The organism is Falsirhodobacter sp. 20TX0035 (assembly GCF_028307215.1).
GTDB lineage: Bacteria > Pseudomonadota > Alphaproteobacteria > Rhodobacterales > Rhodobacteraceae > Falsirhodobacter.
Map to the genome: position 1 here is coordinate 36,722 of NZ_JAQMHV010000013.1, position 14,297 is coordinate 51,018.

At 63.9% G+C, this 14,297-nt stretch carries 8 protein-coding genes; all 8 read left to right on the forward strand.

The genetic code is table 11. The annotated features are described in order from the left end of the window. Positions 1–139 precede the first annotated feature (139 nt). Positions 140–4,273, forward strand: coding sequence for a DNA-directed RNA polymerase subunit beta (rpoB, locus tag PIJ50_RS13195; protein ID WP_271975903.1), 4,134 nt, complete (start codon positions 140–142; stop codon positions 4,271–4,273). A gap of 48 nt (positions 4,274–4,321) precedes the next feature. Then, positions 4,322–8,515 carry a DNA-directed RNA polymerase subunit beta' gene (gene rpoC, locus PIJ50_RS13200; RefSeq protein ID WP_271975904.1) on the forward strand — a complete coding sequence of 1,398 codons (4,194 nt, stop codon included), beginning with the start codon at positions 4,322–4,324 and terminating at the stop codon, positions 8,513–8,515. Between the two features lie 47 nt (positions 8,516–8,562). Continuing rightward, positions 8,563–9,372 carry a glycosyltransferase gene (locus PIJ50_RS13205; protein WP_271975905.1) on the forward strand — a complete coding sequence of 270 codons (810 nt, stop codon included), beginning with the start codon at positions 8,563–8,565 and terminating at the stop codon, positions 9,370–9,372. Positions 9,373–9,619: 247 nt separating this feature from the next. After that, positions 9,620–9,991, forward strand: coding sequence for a 30S ribosomal protein S12 (rpsL, locus tag PIJ50_RS13210; protein ID WP_128254696.1), 372 nt, complete (start codon positions 9,620–9,622; stop codon positions 9,989–9,991). 11 nt (positions 9,992–10,002) lie between these two features. Further along, entirely contained in the window at positions 10,003–10,473 is a 471-nt protein-coding gene (rpsG, locus tag PIJ50_RS13215; RefSeq protein ID WP_271975906.1) for a 30S ribosomal protein S7, read from the forward strand. A 24-nt stretch (positions 10,474–10,497) separates the two neighbouring features. After that, on the forward strand, positions 10,498–12,621 hold the full coding sequence (fusA, locus tag PIJ50_RS13220) for an elongation factor G (RefSeq protein WP_271975907.1): 2,124 nt from the start codon (positions 10,498–10,500) through the stop codon (positions 12,619–12,621). A 117-nt stretch (positions 12,622–12,738) separates the two neighbouring features. Further along, positions 12,739–13,914, forward strand: a complete 1,176-nt coding sequence (gene tuf, locus PIJ50_RS13225) for an elongation factor Tu (protein ID WP_271975894.1) — start codon at positions 12,739–12,741, stop codon at positions 13,912–13,914. 72 nt (positions 13,915–13,986) lie between these two features. Further along, entirely contained in the window at positions 13,987–14,295 is a 309-nt protein-coding gene (rpsJ, locus tag PIJ50_RS13230; protein ID WP_244736229.1) for a 30S ribosomal protein S10, read from the forward strand. The last annotated feature ends 2 nt before the right edge of the window (positions 14,296–14,297 follow it).

Consider the following 14,297-nt stretch of genomic DNA (forward strand, 5'->3'; position numbering starts at 1 on the left):
CCCAAGGCGCGGTTCAAGGTTCGGGAGCCTGCCGGTGGGACGGCGGGCATGAATGGAACCTGACCCCCTGCTTCGCAAGCGGCGCGCATCCGGTCCCCGACGGACGCACGCCCGCGAGACACGAAAGGTGACCTTGAGCATGGCTCAGAGCTACGTTGGCCAGAAGCGCATCCGCCGTTACTTCGGAAAAATCCGTGAAGTTCTGGAAATGCCGAACCTCATCGAGGTTCAGAAGTCGTCCTACGACCTGTTCCTGAAGTCGGGCGAAGGCCAGACGCCGGCGGATGGCGAAGGGATCAAGGGTGTCTTCCAGTCCGTGTTCCCCATCAAGGACTTCAACGAGACGGCCGTTCTGGAGTTCGTGAAATACGAGCTGGAAAAGCCGAAATACGACGTGGACGAGTGCCAGCAGCGCGACATGACCTATGCCGCGCCGCTGAAGGTCACCCTGCGTCTGATCGTGTTCGATGTCGACGAGACGACGGGCAACCGTTCGGTCAAGGACATCAAGGAACAGGATGTCTACATGGGCGACATGCCCCTGATGACGTCCAACGGCACGTTCATCGTGAACGGCACCGAACGGGTGATCGTGTCCCAGATGCACCGGTCGCCCGGCGTGTTCTTCGACCATGACAAGGGCAAGACGCATTCCTCGGGGAAACTGCTGTTTGCCTGCCGCATCATTCCTTACCGCGGGTCGTGGCTGGACTTCGAGTTCGACGCCAAGGACATTGTCTTCGCGCGCATCGACCGTCGCCGCAAGCTGCCGGTGACGACGCTTCTTTATGCCCTGGGCCTGGACCAGGAAGCGATCATGTCGGCCTATTACGACACGGTCTCCTACCGCTACGAGAAGAACAAGGGCTGGGTGACCCGGTTCTTCCCCGAGCGCGTGCGCGGCACCCGTCCGACCTACGATCTGGTCGACGCCGCCACCGGTGAGGTGATCTGCAAAGCCGGCGAGAAGATGACGCCGCGCATGGTCAAGAAGCTGATCGACGATGGCGAGGTCACCGAACTGCTGCTGCCGTTTGACCAGATCATCGGTCGCTTCGTGGCGCAGGACATCATCAACGAAGAAACGGGCGAGATCTGGGTCGAAGCCGGCGACGAGCTGACCATGGAATACGACCGTGACGGCGAGGTGAAGGGCGGCACCCTGAAGGTGCTGCTGGACCAGGGCATCACGGAGCTTCCGATCCTGGACATCGACGGCATCAACGTGGGCGCGTATATCCGCAACACGATGGCCGCCGACAAGAACATGGGCCGCGAAGGCGCGCTCATGGACATCTACCGCGTCATGCGTCCGGGCGAGCCGCCGACCGTCGAAGCCGCGTCGAACCTGTTCGACACGCTGTTCGCGGATTCGGAGCGTTACGACCTGTCCGCCGTGGGCCGCGTGAAGATGAACATGCGTCTGGATCTGGACAAGCCGGACACGCAGCGCACGCTGGACCGCGACGACATCATCGCCTGCATCAAGGCGCTGACGGAACTGCGCGACGGCAAGGGCGAGATCGACGACATCGACCACCTCGGCAACCGCCGGGTGCGTTCGGTCGGCGAGCTGATGGAGAACCAGTACCGCGTCGGCCTGCTGCGCATGGAGCGCGCGATCAAGGAACGCATGTCCTCGGTCGAGATCGACACGATCATGCCGCAGGACCTGATCAACGCCAAACCCGCGGCGGCCGCGGTGCGTGAATTCTTCGGCTCATCGCAGCTGTCGCAGTTCATGGACCAGACGAACCCGCTGTCGGAAGTGACGCACAAGCGTCGTCTCTCGGCTCTCGGGCCGGGCGGTCTGACGCGCGAGCGTGCCGGTTTCGAGGTTCGCGACGTTCACCCGACCCACTACGGCCGGATGTGCCCGATTGAGACGCCGGAAGGTCAGAACATCGGTCTGATCAACAGCCTCGCCACCTTCGCGCGCGTGAACAAGTACGGCTTCATCGAGACGCCCTACCGCAAGGTCGTGGATGGTCAGGTCACGGACGACGTGGTCTACATCTCCGCCACCGAGGAGATGCGCCACACGGTCGCCCAGGCGAACGCCACGATCGACGAGAACGGCCGCTTCACCAGCGACCTGATCTCCACCCGCAAGGCGGGCGAGTTCATGCTGAACCCGCCGGAAGCCGTCGACCTGATCGACGTGTCGCCGAAGCAGCTGGTGTCGGTCGCGGCCTCGCTGATCCCGTTCCTGGAAAACGACGACGCCAACCGCGCCCTGATGGGCTCGAACATGCAGCGTCAGGCGGTTCCGCTGCTGAAATCCGACGCGCCCTTCGTGGGCACGGGGATCGAGGCGGTCGTGGCCCGCGACTCGGGCGCCGCGATCATGGCGCGCCGGGCCGGGGTCATCGACCAAGTGGATGCCACCCGGATCGTGGTCCGCGCGACCGAGATGCTGGAGCCGGGCGAGCCGGGCGTGGACATCTACCGTTTGCGCAAATTCAAGCGGTCGAACCAGTCGTCCTGCATCAACCAGCGTCCGCTGGTGAAGGTGGGCGATCAGGTGACGCGCGGCGAGGTGGTGGCCGACGGCCCGAACACCGACATGGGCGAACTGGCCCTGGGCCGGAACGTCATCGTGGCGTTCATGCCGTGGAACGGCTACAACTACGAGGACTCGATCCTGATCTCGGAGCGCATCCTGAAGGATGACGTCTTCACCTCGATCCACATCGAGGAATACGAGGTCGCCGCCCGCGACACGAAGCTGGGCCCGGAAGAGATCACGCGCGACATCCCGAACGTGGGCGAGGAAGCCCTGCGCAACCTGGATGAAGCCGGCATCGTCTATATCGGGGCCGAGGTTCAGCCGGGCGACATCCTGGTCGGCAAGATCACCCCGAAGGGTGAATCCCCGATGACGCCGGAGGAGAAGCTTCTCCGCGCCATCTTCGGTGAAAAGGCCTCGGACGTGCGCGACACGTCGCTGCGCCTGCCGCCGGGGGCCTATGGCACGATCGTGGAGGTGCGGGTCTTCAACCGTCATGGCGTCGACAAGGACGAACGTGCGCTGCAGATCGAGCGTGAGGAAGTCGAACGCCTGTCCCGCGACCGCGACGACGAGCTGGCGATCCTTGATCGCAACATCTACTCGCGCCTGCGGACGCTGGTTCTGGGCAAGACGGCCGTGAAGGGTCCGAAGGGCATCAAGTCCGGATCGACCATCGACGCCGAACTGCTGGGCACCCTGTCCAAGGGCCAGTGGTGGCAGCTTGCCCTGGGCGAGGAAGCCGACGCGAAGGAGGTCGAGGCGCTGCACGAGCAGTACGAGGCCCAGAAGCGTCAGCTTGATCACCGGTTCGAGGACAAGGTCGAGAAAGTCCGTCGCGGCGACGATCTGCCCCCGGGCGTGATGAAGATGGTCAAGGTGTTCGTCGCGGTGAAGCGCAAGCTGCAACCGGGCGACAAGATGGCCGGTCGTCACGGCAACAAGGGCGTCATCTCCAAGGTCGTGCCGGTGGAGGACATGCCGTTCCTCGCCGACGGGACCGTGGTCGACCTCGTGCTGAACCCGCTGGGCGTGCCGTCGCGGATGAACGTCGGTCAGATCCTGGAAACCCACATGGGCTGGGCCGCGCGCGGTCTGGGGATCAAGATCGACGAGGCGCTGCAGGAGTATCGCCGCAAGGGCGACATGACCCCGGTGAAGGAAGCGATGCGTCTGGCCTATGGCGACGAGACATATGACGCGGCCTTCGGCGAGCGCAACGACGACGACATCCTGGAAATGGCGGGCAACGTCACCAAGGGCGTGCCGATCGCGACTCCCGTCTTCGACGGCGCGAAGGAGCCGGACGTGAACGACGCGCTTCGCCGCGCGGGCTTCAACGAGTCGGGTCAGTCGATCGTCTTCGATGGCCGTTCGGGCGAACAGTTCGCGCGTCCCGTCACGGTGGGCGTGAAGTACATGCTGAAACTCCACCACTTGGTGGACGACAAGCTGCACGCGCGTTCGACCGGTCCGTACTCGCTTGTCACGCAGCAGCCGCTGGGTGGTAAGGCGCAGTTCGGTGGCCAGCGTCTGGGGGAGATGGAGGTCTGGGCGCTGGAAGCCTATGGCGCCGCCTACACCCTGCAGGAAATGCTGACGGTGAAGTCGGACGACGTTGCCGGACGGACGAAGATGTACGAGTCGATCGTCAAGGGCGAGGACAACTTCGAGGCCGGCGTGCCGGAATCGTTCAACGTTCTCGTCAAGGAGGTCCGCGGTCTGGGCCTCAACATGGAACTCCTGGATTCGGAGGAGGAGTGAGGGCGTTCGCGCCCTCACCAACCCGCATCCCTTCTGCAAGGACATGAAATGAACCAGGAACTGAGCACCAATCCGTTCAACCCGGTCGCCCCGGTGCGGACCTTCGACGAGATCAAGATCTCTCTGGCCTCGCCCGAGCGGATCCTCTCGTGGTCCTACGGCGAGATCAAGAAGCCGGAAACCATCAACTACCGCACGTTCAAGCCGGAACGGGACGGTCTGTTCTGCGCGCGCATCTTCGGGCCGATCAAGGACTACGAGTGCCTGTGCGGCAAGTACAAGCGCATGAAGTATCGCGGCGTCGTCTGCGAGAAGTGCGGCGTCGAGGTCACGCTCCAGAAGGTCCGTCGCGAGCGCATGGGCCATATCGAACTGGCCGCGCCCGTCGCGCACATCTGGTTCCTGAAGTCGCTGCCGTCCCGCATCGGCCTCATGCTGGACATGACGCTGCGCGATCTGGAACGCATCCTGTATTTCGAGAACTACGTCGTGATCGAGCCGGGTCTGACCGACCTGACCTACGGCCAGCTGATGACCGAGGACGAGTTCCTTGACGCGCAGGACCAGTACGGCGCCGACGCGTTCACGGCGAACATTGGCGCGGAAGCCATCCGCGAGATGCTGGCCGCGATCGACCTGCAGGCCACGGCCGACCAGCTGCGCGAGGAGCTGAAGGAAGCCACGGGCGAGCTGAAGCCGAAGAAGATCATCAAGCGCCTGAAGATCGTCGAGTCGTTCCTGGAATCGGGCAACCGTCCCGAATGGATGATCCTGACCGTCCTGCCGGTGATCCCGCCGGAACTGCGCCCGCTGGTCCCGCTGGACGGCGGCCGGTTCGCCACGTCCGACCTGAACGACCTGTACCGCCGCGTGATCAACCGGAACAACCGCCTGAAGCGCCTGATCGAGCTTCGCGCGCCGGACATCATCGTGCGCAACGAAAAGCGGATGCTTCAGGAAGCCGTCGACGCGCTGTTCGACAACGGCCGCCGCGGCCGCGTGATCACGGGCACCAACAAGCGCCCGCTGAAATCGCTGTCGGACATGCTGAAGGGCAAACAGGGCCGCTTCCGCCAGAACCTTCTCGGCAAGCGGGTCGACTTCTCGGGCCGGTCCGTCATCGTGACGGGTCCGGAGCTGAAGCTGCACCAGTGCGGCCTGCCGAAGAAGATGGCCTTGGAGCTGTTCAAGCCCTTCATCTACTCGCGTCTGGAGGCCAAGGGCCTGTCCAGCACCGTGAAGCAGGCGAAGAAGCTGGTCGAGAAAGAGCGTCCCGAGGTCTGGGACATTCTGGACGAGGTCATCCGTGAACACCCGGTTCTGCTGAACCGCGCGCCCACGCTGCACCGTCTGGGCATCCAGGCGTTCGAGCCGATCCTGATCGAAGGCAAGGCGATCCAGCTGCACCCGCTCGTCTGCTCGGCGTTCAACGCCGACTTCGACGGTGACCAGATGGCCGTGCACGTCCCGCTGTCGCTGGAAGCGCAGCTGGAAGCGCGCGTCCTGATGATGTCGACGAACAACGTGCTGTCGCCCGCCAACGGCGCGCCGATCATCGTTCCGTCGCAGGACATGGTGCTTGGTCTCTACTACACCACCATGCAGCGCGACGGCATGAAGGGTGAAGGCATGGCCTTCGCCTCGGTCGAGGAAGTGGAGCATGCCCTTGCCGCCGGCGAGGTGCACCTGCACGCCAAGATCCAGGCGCGGATCAAGCAGATCGACAACGAGGGCAACGAGGTCGTCAAGCGTTTCGAGACGACGCCGGGCCGTCTGCGTCTGGGCAACCTGCTGCCGCTGAACGCGAAAGCGCCGTTCGAGTTGGTGAACCGCCTGCTGCGCAAGAAGGACGTCCAGAACGTCATCGACACCGTCTACCGCTATTGCGGCCAGAAGGAGTCGGTCATCTTCTGCGACCAGATCATGGGCATGGGCTTCCGCGAGGCGTTCAAGGCCGGCATCTCGTTTGGCAAGGACGACATGCTGATCCCCGACACCAAGTGGACCATCGTGAACGAGGTCCAGGAGCAGGTGAAGGACTTCGAGCAGCAGTACATGGACGGCCTGATCACCCAGGGCGAAAAGTACAACAAGGTCGTGGACGCCTGGTCGAAGTGCAACGACAAGGTCACCGAGGCCATGATGTCGACCATCTCGGCCACCCGCCGGGACGAGAGCGGCGCCGAGATGGAGCCCAACTCGGTCTACATGATGGCCCACTCCGGTGCCCGGGGTTCGGTCACGCAGATGAAGCAGCTGGGCGGGATGCGCGGCCTGATGGCCAAGCCGAACGGCGAGATCATCGAGACGCCGATCATCTCGAACTTCAAGGAAGGTCTGACCGTTCTTGAATATTTCAACTCCACCCACGGCGCCCGGAAGGGCCTGTCGGACACGGCGCTGAAGACGGCGAACTCGGGCTACCTGACGCGTCGTCTGGTGGACGTGGCGCAGGACTGCATCGTGCGCTCGCACGACTGCGGCACCGAACAGGGCATCACGGCCTCGGCCGCGGTGAATGAGGGCGAGGTCGTCGCCCCGCTGGCCGAGCGTGTGCTGGGCCGGGTCGCGGCGGACGACATCTTCGTTCCGGGCACGGACGAGGTGCTGGTGGCCAAGGGCGAACTGATCGACGAACGCCGGGCCGACGCGATCGACCAGGCGAACGTGGCTTCGGTGCGCATCCGCAGCCCGCTGACCTGCGAGGCCGAGGAAGGCGTCTGCGCCATGTGCTACGGTCGCGACCTGGCACGCGGCACCCTGGTCAACCAGGGCGAAGCGGTCGGCATCATCGCGGCGCAGTCCATTGGTGAACCGGGCACCCAGCTGACGATGCGGACGTTCCACATCGGCGGCGTGGCCCAGGGCGGCCAGCAGTCCTTCCTCGACGCCTCGCAAGAGGGTCGGGTGGAGTTCCGCAACGCGCAGCTTCTGGAAAACGCCGCGGGCGAACAGGTGGCGATGGGCCGCAACATGCAGCTCGTCATCATCGACGAGGCGGGGCAGGAGCGTGCGACGCACAAGGTCACCTACGGGACCAAGGTGCACGTGCGCGAAGGCGACACCATCAAGCGCGGCACCAAGCTGATCGAATGGGACCCCTACACCCTTCCGATCATCGCGGAACGCACGGGTGTGGCCCGGTTCGTCGACCTTATCACGGGCCTTTCGGTCCGCGAGGACACCGACGAGGCGACCGGCATGAGCCAGAAGATCGTTTCGGACTGGCGCGCGGCCCCCAAGGGGAACGAGCTGAAGCCCGAGATCATCATCATGGACCCGGAAACTGGCGAGCCGATGCGTGGGGAAGGGGGCAATCCCATCTCGTACCCGATGTCGGTGGACGCGATCCTTTCGGTCGAAGACGGCCAGGAGATCAAGGCCGGCGACGTGGTGGCCCGGATCCCGCGCGAAGGCGCGCGGACGAAGGACATCACCGGGGGTCTGCCGCGCGTGGCGGAACTGTTCGAGGCCCGTCGTCCGAAAGATCACGCGATCATCGTGGAAAGCGATGGCTACGTGCGCTTCGGCAAGGACTACAAGAACAAGCGCCGCATCACGATCGAGCCGGTGGACGAAAGCCTGACGGCGGTCGAGTACATGGTGCCGAAAGGCAAGCACATCCCGGTGCAGGAAGGCGACTTCGTGCAGAAGGGCGACTACATCATGGACGGCAACCCGGCTCCGCACGACATCCTGCGGATCATGGGGATCGAGGCCCTGGCCAACTACATGATCGACGAGGTGCAGGAGGTTTACCGACTGCAGGGCGTGAAGATCAACGACAAGCACATCGAGGTGATCGTGCGGCAGATGCTGCAGAAGTACGAGATCCTGGATTCGGGCGAGACGACGCTGCTCAAGGGCGAGCATGTCGACAAGTCCGAGCTTGACGAGGTCAACGAGAAGGCCGTGGCGCACAACATGCGTCCGGCCTCGGCCGAACCGATCCTTCTGGGGATCACCAAGGCGTCGCTGCAGACCCGCAGCTTCATCTCGGCCGCGTCCTTCCAAGAGACGACCCGCGTGCTGACCGAGGCTTCGGTTCAGGGCAAGCGCGACAAGCTGGTCGGCCTGAAGGAGAACGTGATCGTGGGCCGCCTGATCCCGGCCGGCACCGGCGGGGCGACCAGCCGCGTGAAGCAGGTCGCGGCGAAACGCGACGCCGTCGTGATCGACGCGCGCCGCAGCGAGGCCGAAGCGGCGGTGCCGCTGGCCGCGCCGGACGCCGGAAACGACTGATCCGAAGGGCCCCCCGAAAAAGGGGGGCCTTTTCTTTTGGGGGTGCCATGAAGATCCAGATGCTCGGCCTGTGCCGTTTTTCCCTTCTGTCCGAAGGCGGGTTCAAGGTCGTCCACGACACGCTGGAGGAACGGCGCCGCCACCTTTACGACCCGGCGCGGCTGGAGCAGCGCTTCGTCTGGTTCGAGCATGTCGCCTTGCCCGCCTGGGCGCGGCAGACGGATTCCGACTTCACGCTGGTGATCGCGGTAGCAGAGGACTTCCCCCAGCCCTGGCTGGACCGCCTGCGCGACCTGACGGCCCGGATCCCGCAGATCATCCTTGAGCTGTGCCCGCAGGGCCATCACCGAGACGTCTGCCGCCACGCCATGCTGCGGCACGCGGACCCGGGTGCCGAACGTCTGGTGCTGTTCCGTCATGACGACGACGACGCCGTGGCCGTGGACTATGTGGAGATGTCGCGCCGCGACCTTCTGCGCATGCGCGCGATGGCCGAGGATCATCCCTTGTTCTTCATGGACTACGCCCGCGGGTTCACGCTGGAATACGCGGAAGGGGAGGTGCACCTGAACCCGCAGATAACGCACACCCTGGGCGTGGCGCTGAACATCGTGGTCCCGTCGGGGCATGATCGCGGCGCGCTGGACTATCCCCATCACCGCCTGTCGACCTTCATGCCGGGCCTGTGCCTCTCGGGGCCGCAGATGTATCTGCGCGGCAAGCACGAGACGAACGACAGCCGACCGCCCTCGCGCGGGGGCAGCCCGTTCTTCTTCAAGCCCGAAACGACGCCCGCCGTTCTGGCCGACCGCTTCGGCATCGACCTGCCGGCCTTCCAGATGGCCTTGCGCCGTTAGGGTTTGTTGACATCACGCGCGACTCCCCATATACGCGCGATACCGAATTGCGGGTTCGACCCGCCACGACGACCTTCGGGTTCGGAAGTGGTCATGATCCGGGCGTCCTGCCCGATCCTCTGAAATTCTGCCGCGCCATCCCTTTTCGGGGTGGATGCGGTTTTGGCGTTTTCACGAACGCCCTGAACTGGCGCCCCCCGACAGGATCCGGGCAGGCGTGAACGCAACAGGAAGCACGGGGAACCGAATGCCGACGATCCAGCAGCTTATCCGCAAACCGCGGGAGCCGAAGAAGAACCGCTCCAAGTCCCAGCACTTGGAATCCTGCCCGCAGAAACGTGGCGTGTGCACGCGCGTTTACACGACGACTCCGAAGAAACCGAACTCCGCCATGCGGAAAGTGGCGAAGGTTCGCCTCACCAACGGGTTCGAGGTGATTTCGTACATTCCGGGTGAAAAGCACAACCTTCAGGAACACTCCGTTGTCCTGATCCGCGGCGGCCGGGTAAAAGACCTTCCGGGCGTTCGTTACCACATCCTGCGCGGTGTGCTCGATACGCAAGGCGTCAAAGACCGTCGCCAACGCCGTTCGAAATACGGCGCGAAACGTCCGAAGTGAGGTTCTGAGAGATGTCCCGTCGTCACGCCGCCGAGAAGCGCGAAATCCTGCCCGATGCCAAGTTCGGCGATCGGGTTCTGACCAAGTTCATGAACAACCTGATGATCGATGGCAAGAAATCCATTGCCGAATCGATCGTCTACAACGCGCTTGACCGCGTTCAGGGCCGCCTGAAGCGCGAGCCGATCGAAGCGTTCCACGAGGCGCTGGAAAACGTGAAGCCGTCCGTCGAAGTGCGTTCGCGCCGCGTCGGTGGTGCGACGTACCAGGTTCCGGTCGAAGTCCGCACGGAGCGCCGCGAGGCGCTGGCGATCCGCTGGCTGATCACCGCCGCCCGCAAGCGCAACGAGAACACCATGGAAGAGCGTCTGGCCGCCGAGCTTTCGGATGCCGTGAACAACCGTGGAACCGCCGTCAAGAAGCGCGAAGACACGCACAAGATGGCCGACGCCAACAAGGCGTTCAGCCATTACCGCTGGTAACCCATCAGCCTGAGGACCGAACCAATGGCACGCGACTACCCGCTGCAACGCTACCGCAACTTCGGGATCATGGCTCACATCGACGCCGGTAAAACGACGACGACTGAGCGGATCCTGTACTACACCGGCAAGAGCCACAAAATCGGCGAGGTGCATGACGGCGCCGCGACGATGGACTGGATGGAGCAGGAGCAGGAGCGTGGCATTACGATCACCTCGGCTGCCACCACCACCTTCTGGCAGCGCCAGGAGGATCCGACGGCTGAAGGCACTTCGGACACGAAGTTCCGCTTCAACATCATCGACACGCCCGGCCACGTCGACTTCACCATCGAAGTCGAACGCTCGCTGGCCGTGCTTGACGGTGCGATCTGCCTTCTGGACGCCAACGCCGGCGTCGAGCCGCAGACCGAGACCGTCTGGCGTCAGGCCGACCGCTACAAGGTTCCGCGGATCGTGTTCGTCAACAAGATGGACAAGATCGGCGCCGACTTCTTCAACTGCGTGAAGATGATCAAGGACCGCACTGGCGCGACCCCGTGCCCGATCGCCCTGCCGATCGGCGCCGAGGACAAGCTGGAAGGCATCGTCGACCTGATCAAGATGGAAGAATGGGTGTGGGAAGGTGAAGACCTTGGCGCATCCTGGGTCCGCAAGCCGATCCGCGCCGAGCTGAAAGAGCTCGCCGCCGAATGGCGTGCGAACATGGTCGAGCTGGCCGTCGACATGGACGACGCCGCCATGGAAGCCTACCTGGAGGGCACCGAGCCCGACGAGGCGACCCTGCGCGCGCTGATCCGCAAGGGCACGCTGTCGCTGACCTTCGTTCCGGTCACCGCCGGTTCCGCGTTCAAGAACAAGGGCGTCCAGCCCCTCCTGAACTCGGTCATCGACTTCCTGCCGTCCCCCCTAGACGTACCGGCCTATCTCGGCTTCGCCCCGGGCGACGAGACGGAAACTCGGAACATCGAGCGTTCGGCCGATGACGCGCAGCCCTTCTCGGGTCTGGCGTTCAAGATCATGAACGACCCCTTCGTCGGTTCGCTGACCTTCACGCGTCTCTACTCGGGCGTGCTGAAGAAGGGCGACCAGATGATCAACTCGACGAAGAACCGCAAGGAACGCGTCGGGCGGATGATGATGATGCACGCCATCAACCGCGAAGAGATCGATGAAGCCTTTGCCGGCGACATCATCGCGCTCGCGGGCCTGAAGGACACGACCACGGGCGACACCCTGTGCGATCCGGCCAACCCGGTCGTCCTGGAAACCATGACCTTCCCCGAGCCGGTGATCGAGATCGCCGTCGAGCCGAAGTCCAAGGCCGACCAGGAGAAGATGGGTCTGGCACTGGCACGTCTGTCGGCCGAGGATCCGTCCTTCCGCGTCGAAACCGACTTCGAGTCGGGCCAGACGATCATGAAGGGCATGGGCGAACTTCACCTCGACATCCTCGTCGACCGCATGCGTCGCGAGTTCAAGGTCGAGGCGAACATCGGCGCTCCGCAGGTGGCCTACCGCGAGACGATCTCGCGCGAAGCCGAGATCGACTACACGCACAAGAAACAGACCGGCGGTACCGGCCAGTTCGCGCGCGTGAAGCTCGTAATCACCCCGACGGAGCCGGGCGAAGGCTACTCGTTCGAATCCAAGATCGTCGGCGGCACGGTTCCGAAGGAATACATCCCGGGTGTCGAAAAGGGCATCAAGTCGGTCATGGACTCCGGTCCGCTGGCAGGCTTCCCGGTGATCGACTTCAAGGTCGCGCTGATCGACGGTGCTTTCCACGACGTCGACTCCTCGGTTCTGGCCTTCGAGATCGCCGCTCGTGCAGGGATGCGCGAAGGCATGAAGAAGGCGGGCGCCAAGCTGCTCGAGCCAATCATGAAGGTCGAAGTGGTGACGCCGGAAGAATACACCGGTTCCATCATCGGCGACCTGACTTCGCGTCGGGGCATGGTGCAGGGTCAGGACAGCCGCGGCAACGCCAACGTCATCTCGGCGATGGTCCCGCTGGCCAACATGTTCGGCTACATCAACAACCTGCGCTCCATGTCTTCGGGTCGCGCGGTGTTCTCGATGACGTTCGACCATTACGAGGCTGTGCCTCAGAACATCTCGGACGAGATCCAGAAGAAATACGCGTAAAGGGAGCGGCGGGGGAAACCCCGCCCTTCCGCTATGTCCGGTGTTGCAGTCGCAACGCCTATCCTGTAGTGCGGGGCCTTCCCCGCCGCTGCGGAATCGAATCAAGAGGAAGCCACGATGGCAAAGGCAAAGTTTGAACGGACGAAACCGCACGTCAACATTGGCACGATCGGTCACGTTGACCACGGCAAGACGACGCTGACGGCGGCGATCACGAAGTACTTCGGCGAGTTCCGCGCGTACGACCAGATCGACGGCGCCCCGGAAGAGAAGGCCCGCGGGATCACGATCTCGACGGCGCACGTGGAGTACGAGTCGGCGAACCGCCACTACGCGCACGTGGACTGCCCCGGCCACGCCGACTACGTGAAGAACATGATCACGGGTGCGGCGCAGATGGACGGCGCGATCCTGGTGGTGAACGCGGCCGACGGCCCGATGCCCCAGACGCGCGAGCACATCCTGCTGGGCCGTCAGGTCGGCATCCCCTACATGGTCGTCTACCTGAACAAGGTCGACCAGGTGGATGACGAAGAGCTGCTGGAACTGGTCGAGATGGAAGTGCGCGAGCTTCTGTCGTCCTACGACTACCCGGGCGACGACATTCCGATCATCAAGGGCTCGGCCCTGGCCGCCATGGAAGGCCGCGATCCCGAGATCGGCGAGAACTCCATCCGCGCGCTGATCGCGGCCGTGGACGAATACATCCCGACCCCGGCACGCGCCGTGGACCAGCCCTTCCTGATGCCGGTCGAGGACGTGTTCTCGATCTCCGGCCGCGGCACGGTGGCCACGGGCCGCGTGGAGCGTGGCGTGGTGAAGGTGGGCGAGGAAGTCGAGATCGTCGGCATCCGCGACACCAAGAAGACCGTCTGCACGGGCGTCGAGATGTTCCGCAAGCTGCTGGACCAGGGCGAAGCGGGCGACAACGTCGGCCTTCTGCTGCGCGGTGTGGACCGTGAAGGCATCGAGCGCGGCCAGGTGCTGTGCAAGCCGGGTTCGGTGAAGCCGCACACGAAGTTCGAAGCCGAAGCCTACATCCTCACCAAAGAGGAAGGCGGCCGCCACACGCCGTTCTTCGCGAACTACCGTCCGCAGTTCTACTTCCGCACGACGGACGTGACGGGCACCGTCCAGCTGCCGGAAGGCACCGAGATGGTGATGCCGGGCGACAACCTGAAGTTCAACGTCGAACTGATCGCGCCGATCGCCATGGAAGAGAAGCTGCGCTTTGCCATCCGTGAAGGTGGCCGCACCGTCGGCGCCGGCGTCGTCTCGAAAATCATCGCTTAATCAACCGCACCGGAAGAGGGGGCGGGGGCTCACAGGCCCCCGTCTTCCCGCCGGGCCCAAAGGGCATGTAAAATGCAAGGTCAGACTATCCGCATCAGGCTGAAGGCCTTCGATTACCGCGTGCTGGACGCCAGCACCCAGGAAATCGTGTCGACGGCGAAGCGTACGGGCGCACAAGTGCGCGGCCCGATCCCGCTGCCGAACCAGATCGAGAAATTCACGGTTCTCCGTGGTCCGCACATCGACAAGAAGTCGCGCGACCAGTGGGAAATCCGGACGCACAAGCGTCTCCTCGACATCGTTGATCCGACCCCGCAGACCGTGGACGCGCTGATGAAGCTCGACCTCGCGGCTGGCGTTGACGTCGAAATCAAAGTGTAAGG

What these genes read in the sequence shown, in the direction of transcription:
- fusA (WP_271975907.1), top strand. Translation starts at nt 10,498, where the DNA reads ATGGCACGCGACTACCCGCTGCAACGCTACCGCAACTTCGGGATCATG.
- rpoC (WP_271975904.1), top strand. Translation starts at nt 4,322, where the DNA reads ATGAACCAGGAACTGAGCACCAATCCGTTCAACCCGGTCGCCCCGGTG.
- PIJ50_RS13205 (WP_271975905.1), top strand. Translation starts at nt 8,563, where the DNA reads ATGAAGATCCAGATGCTCGGCCTGTGCCGTTTTTCCCTTCTGTCCGAA.
- rpsJ (WP_244736229.1), top strand. Translation starts at nt 13,987, where the DNA reads ATGCAAGGTCAGACTATCCGCATCAGGCTGAAGGCCTTCGATTACCGC.
- rpsG (WP_271975906.1), top strand. Translation starts at nt 10,003, where the DNA reads ATGTCCCGTCGTCACGCCGCCGAGAAGCGCGAAATCCTGCCCGATGCC.
- rpsL (WP_128254696.1), top strand. Translation starts at nt 9,620, where the DNA reads ATGCCGACGATCCAGCAGCTTATCCGCAAACCGCGGGAGCCGAAGAAG.
- tuf (WP_271975894.1), top strand. Translation starts at nt 12,739, where the DNA reads ATGGCAAAGGCAAAGTTTGAACGGACGAAACCGCACGTCAACATTGGC.
- rpoB (WP_271975903.1), top strand. Translation starts at nt 140, where the DNA reads ATGGCTCAGAGCTACGTTGGCCAGAAGCGCATCCGCCGTTACTTCGGA.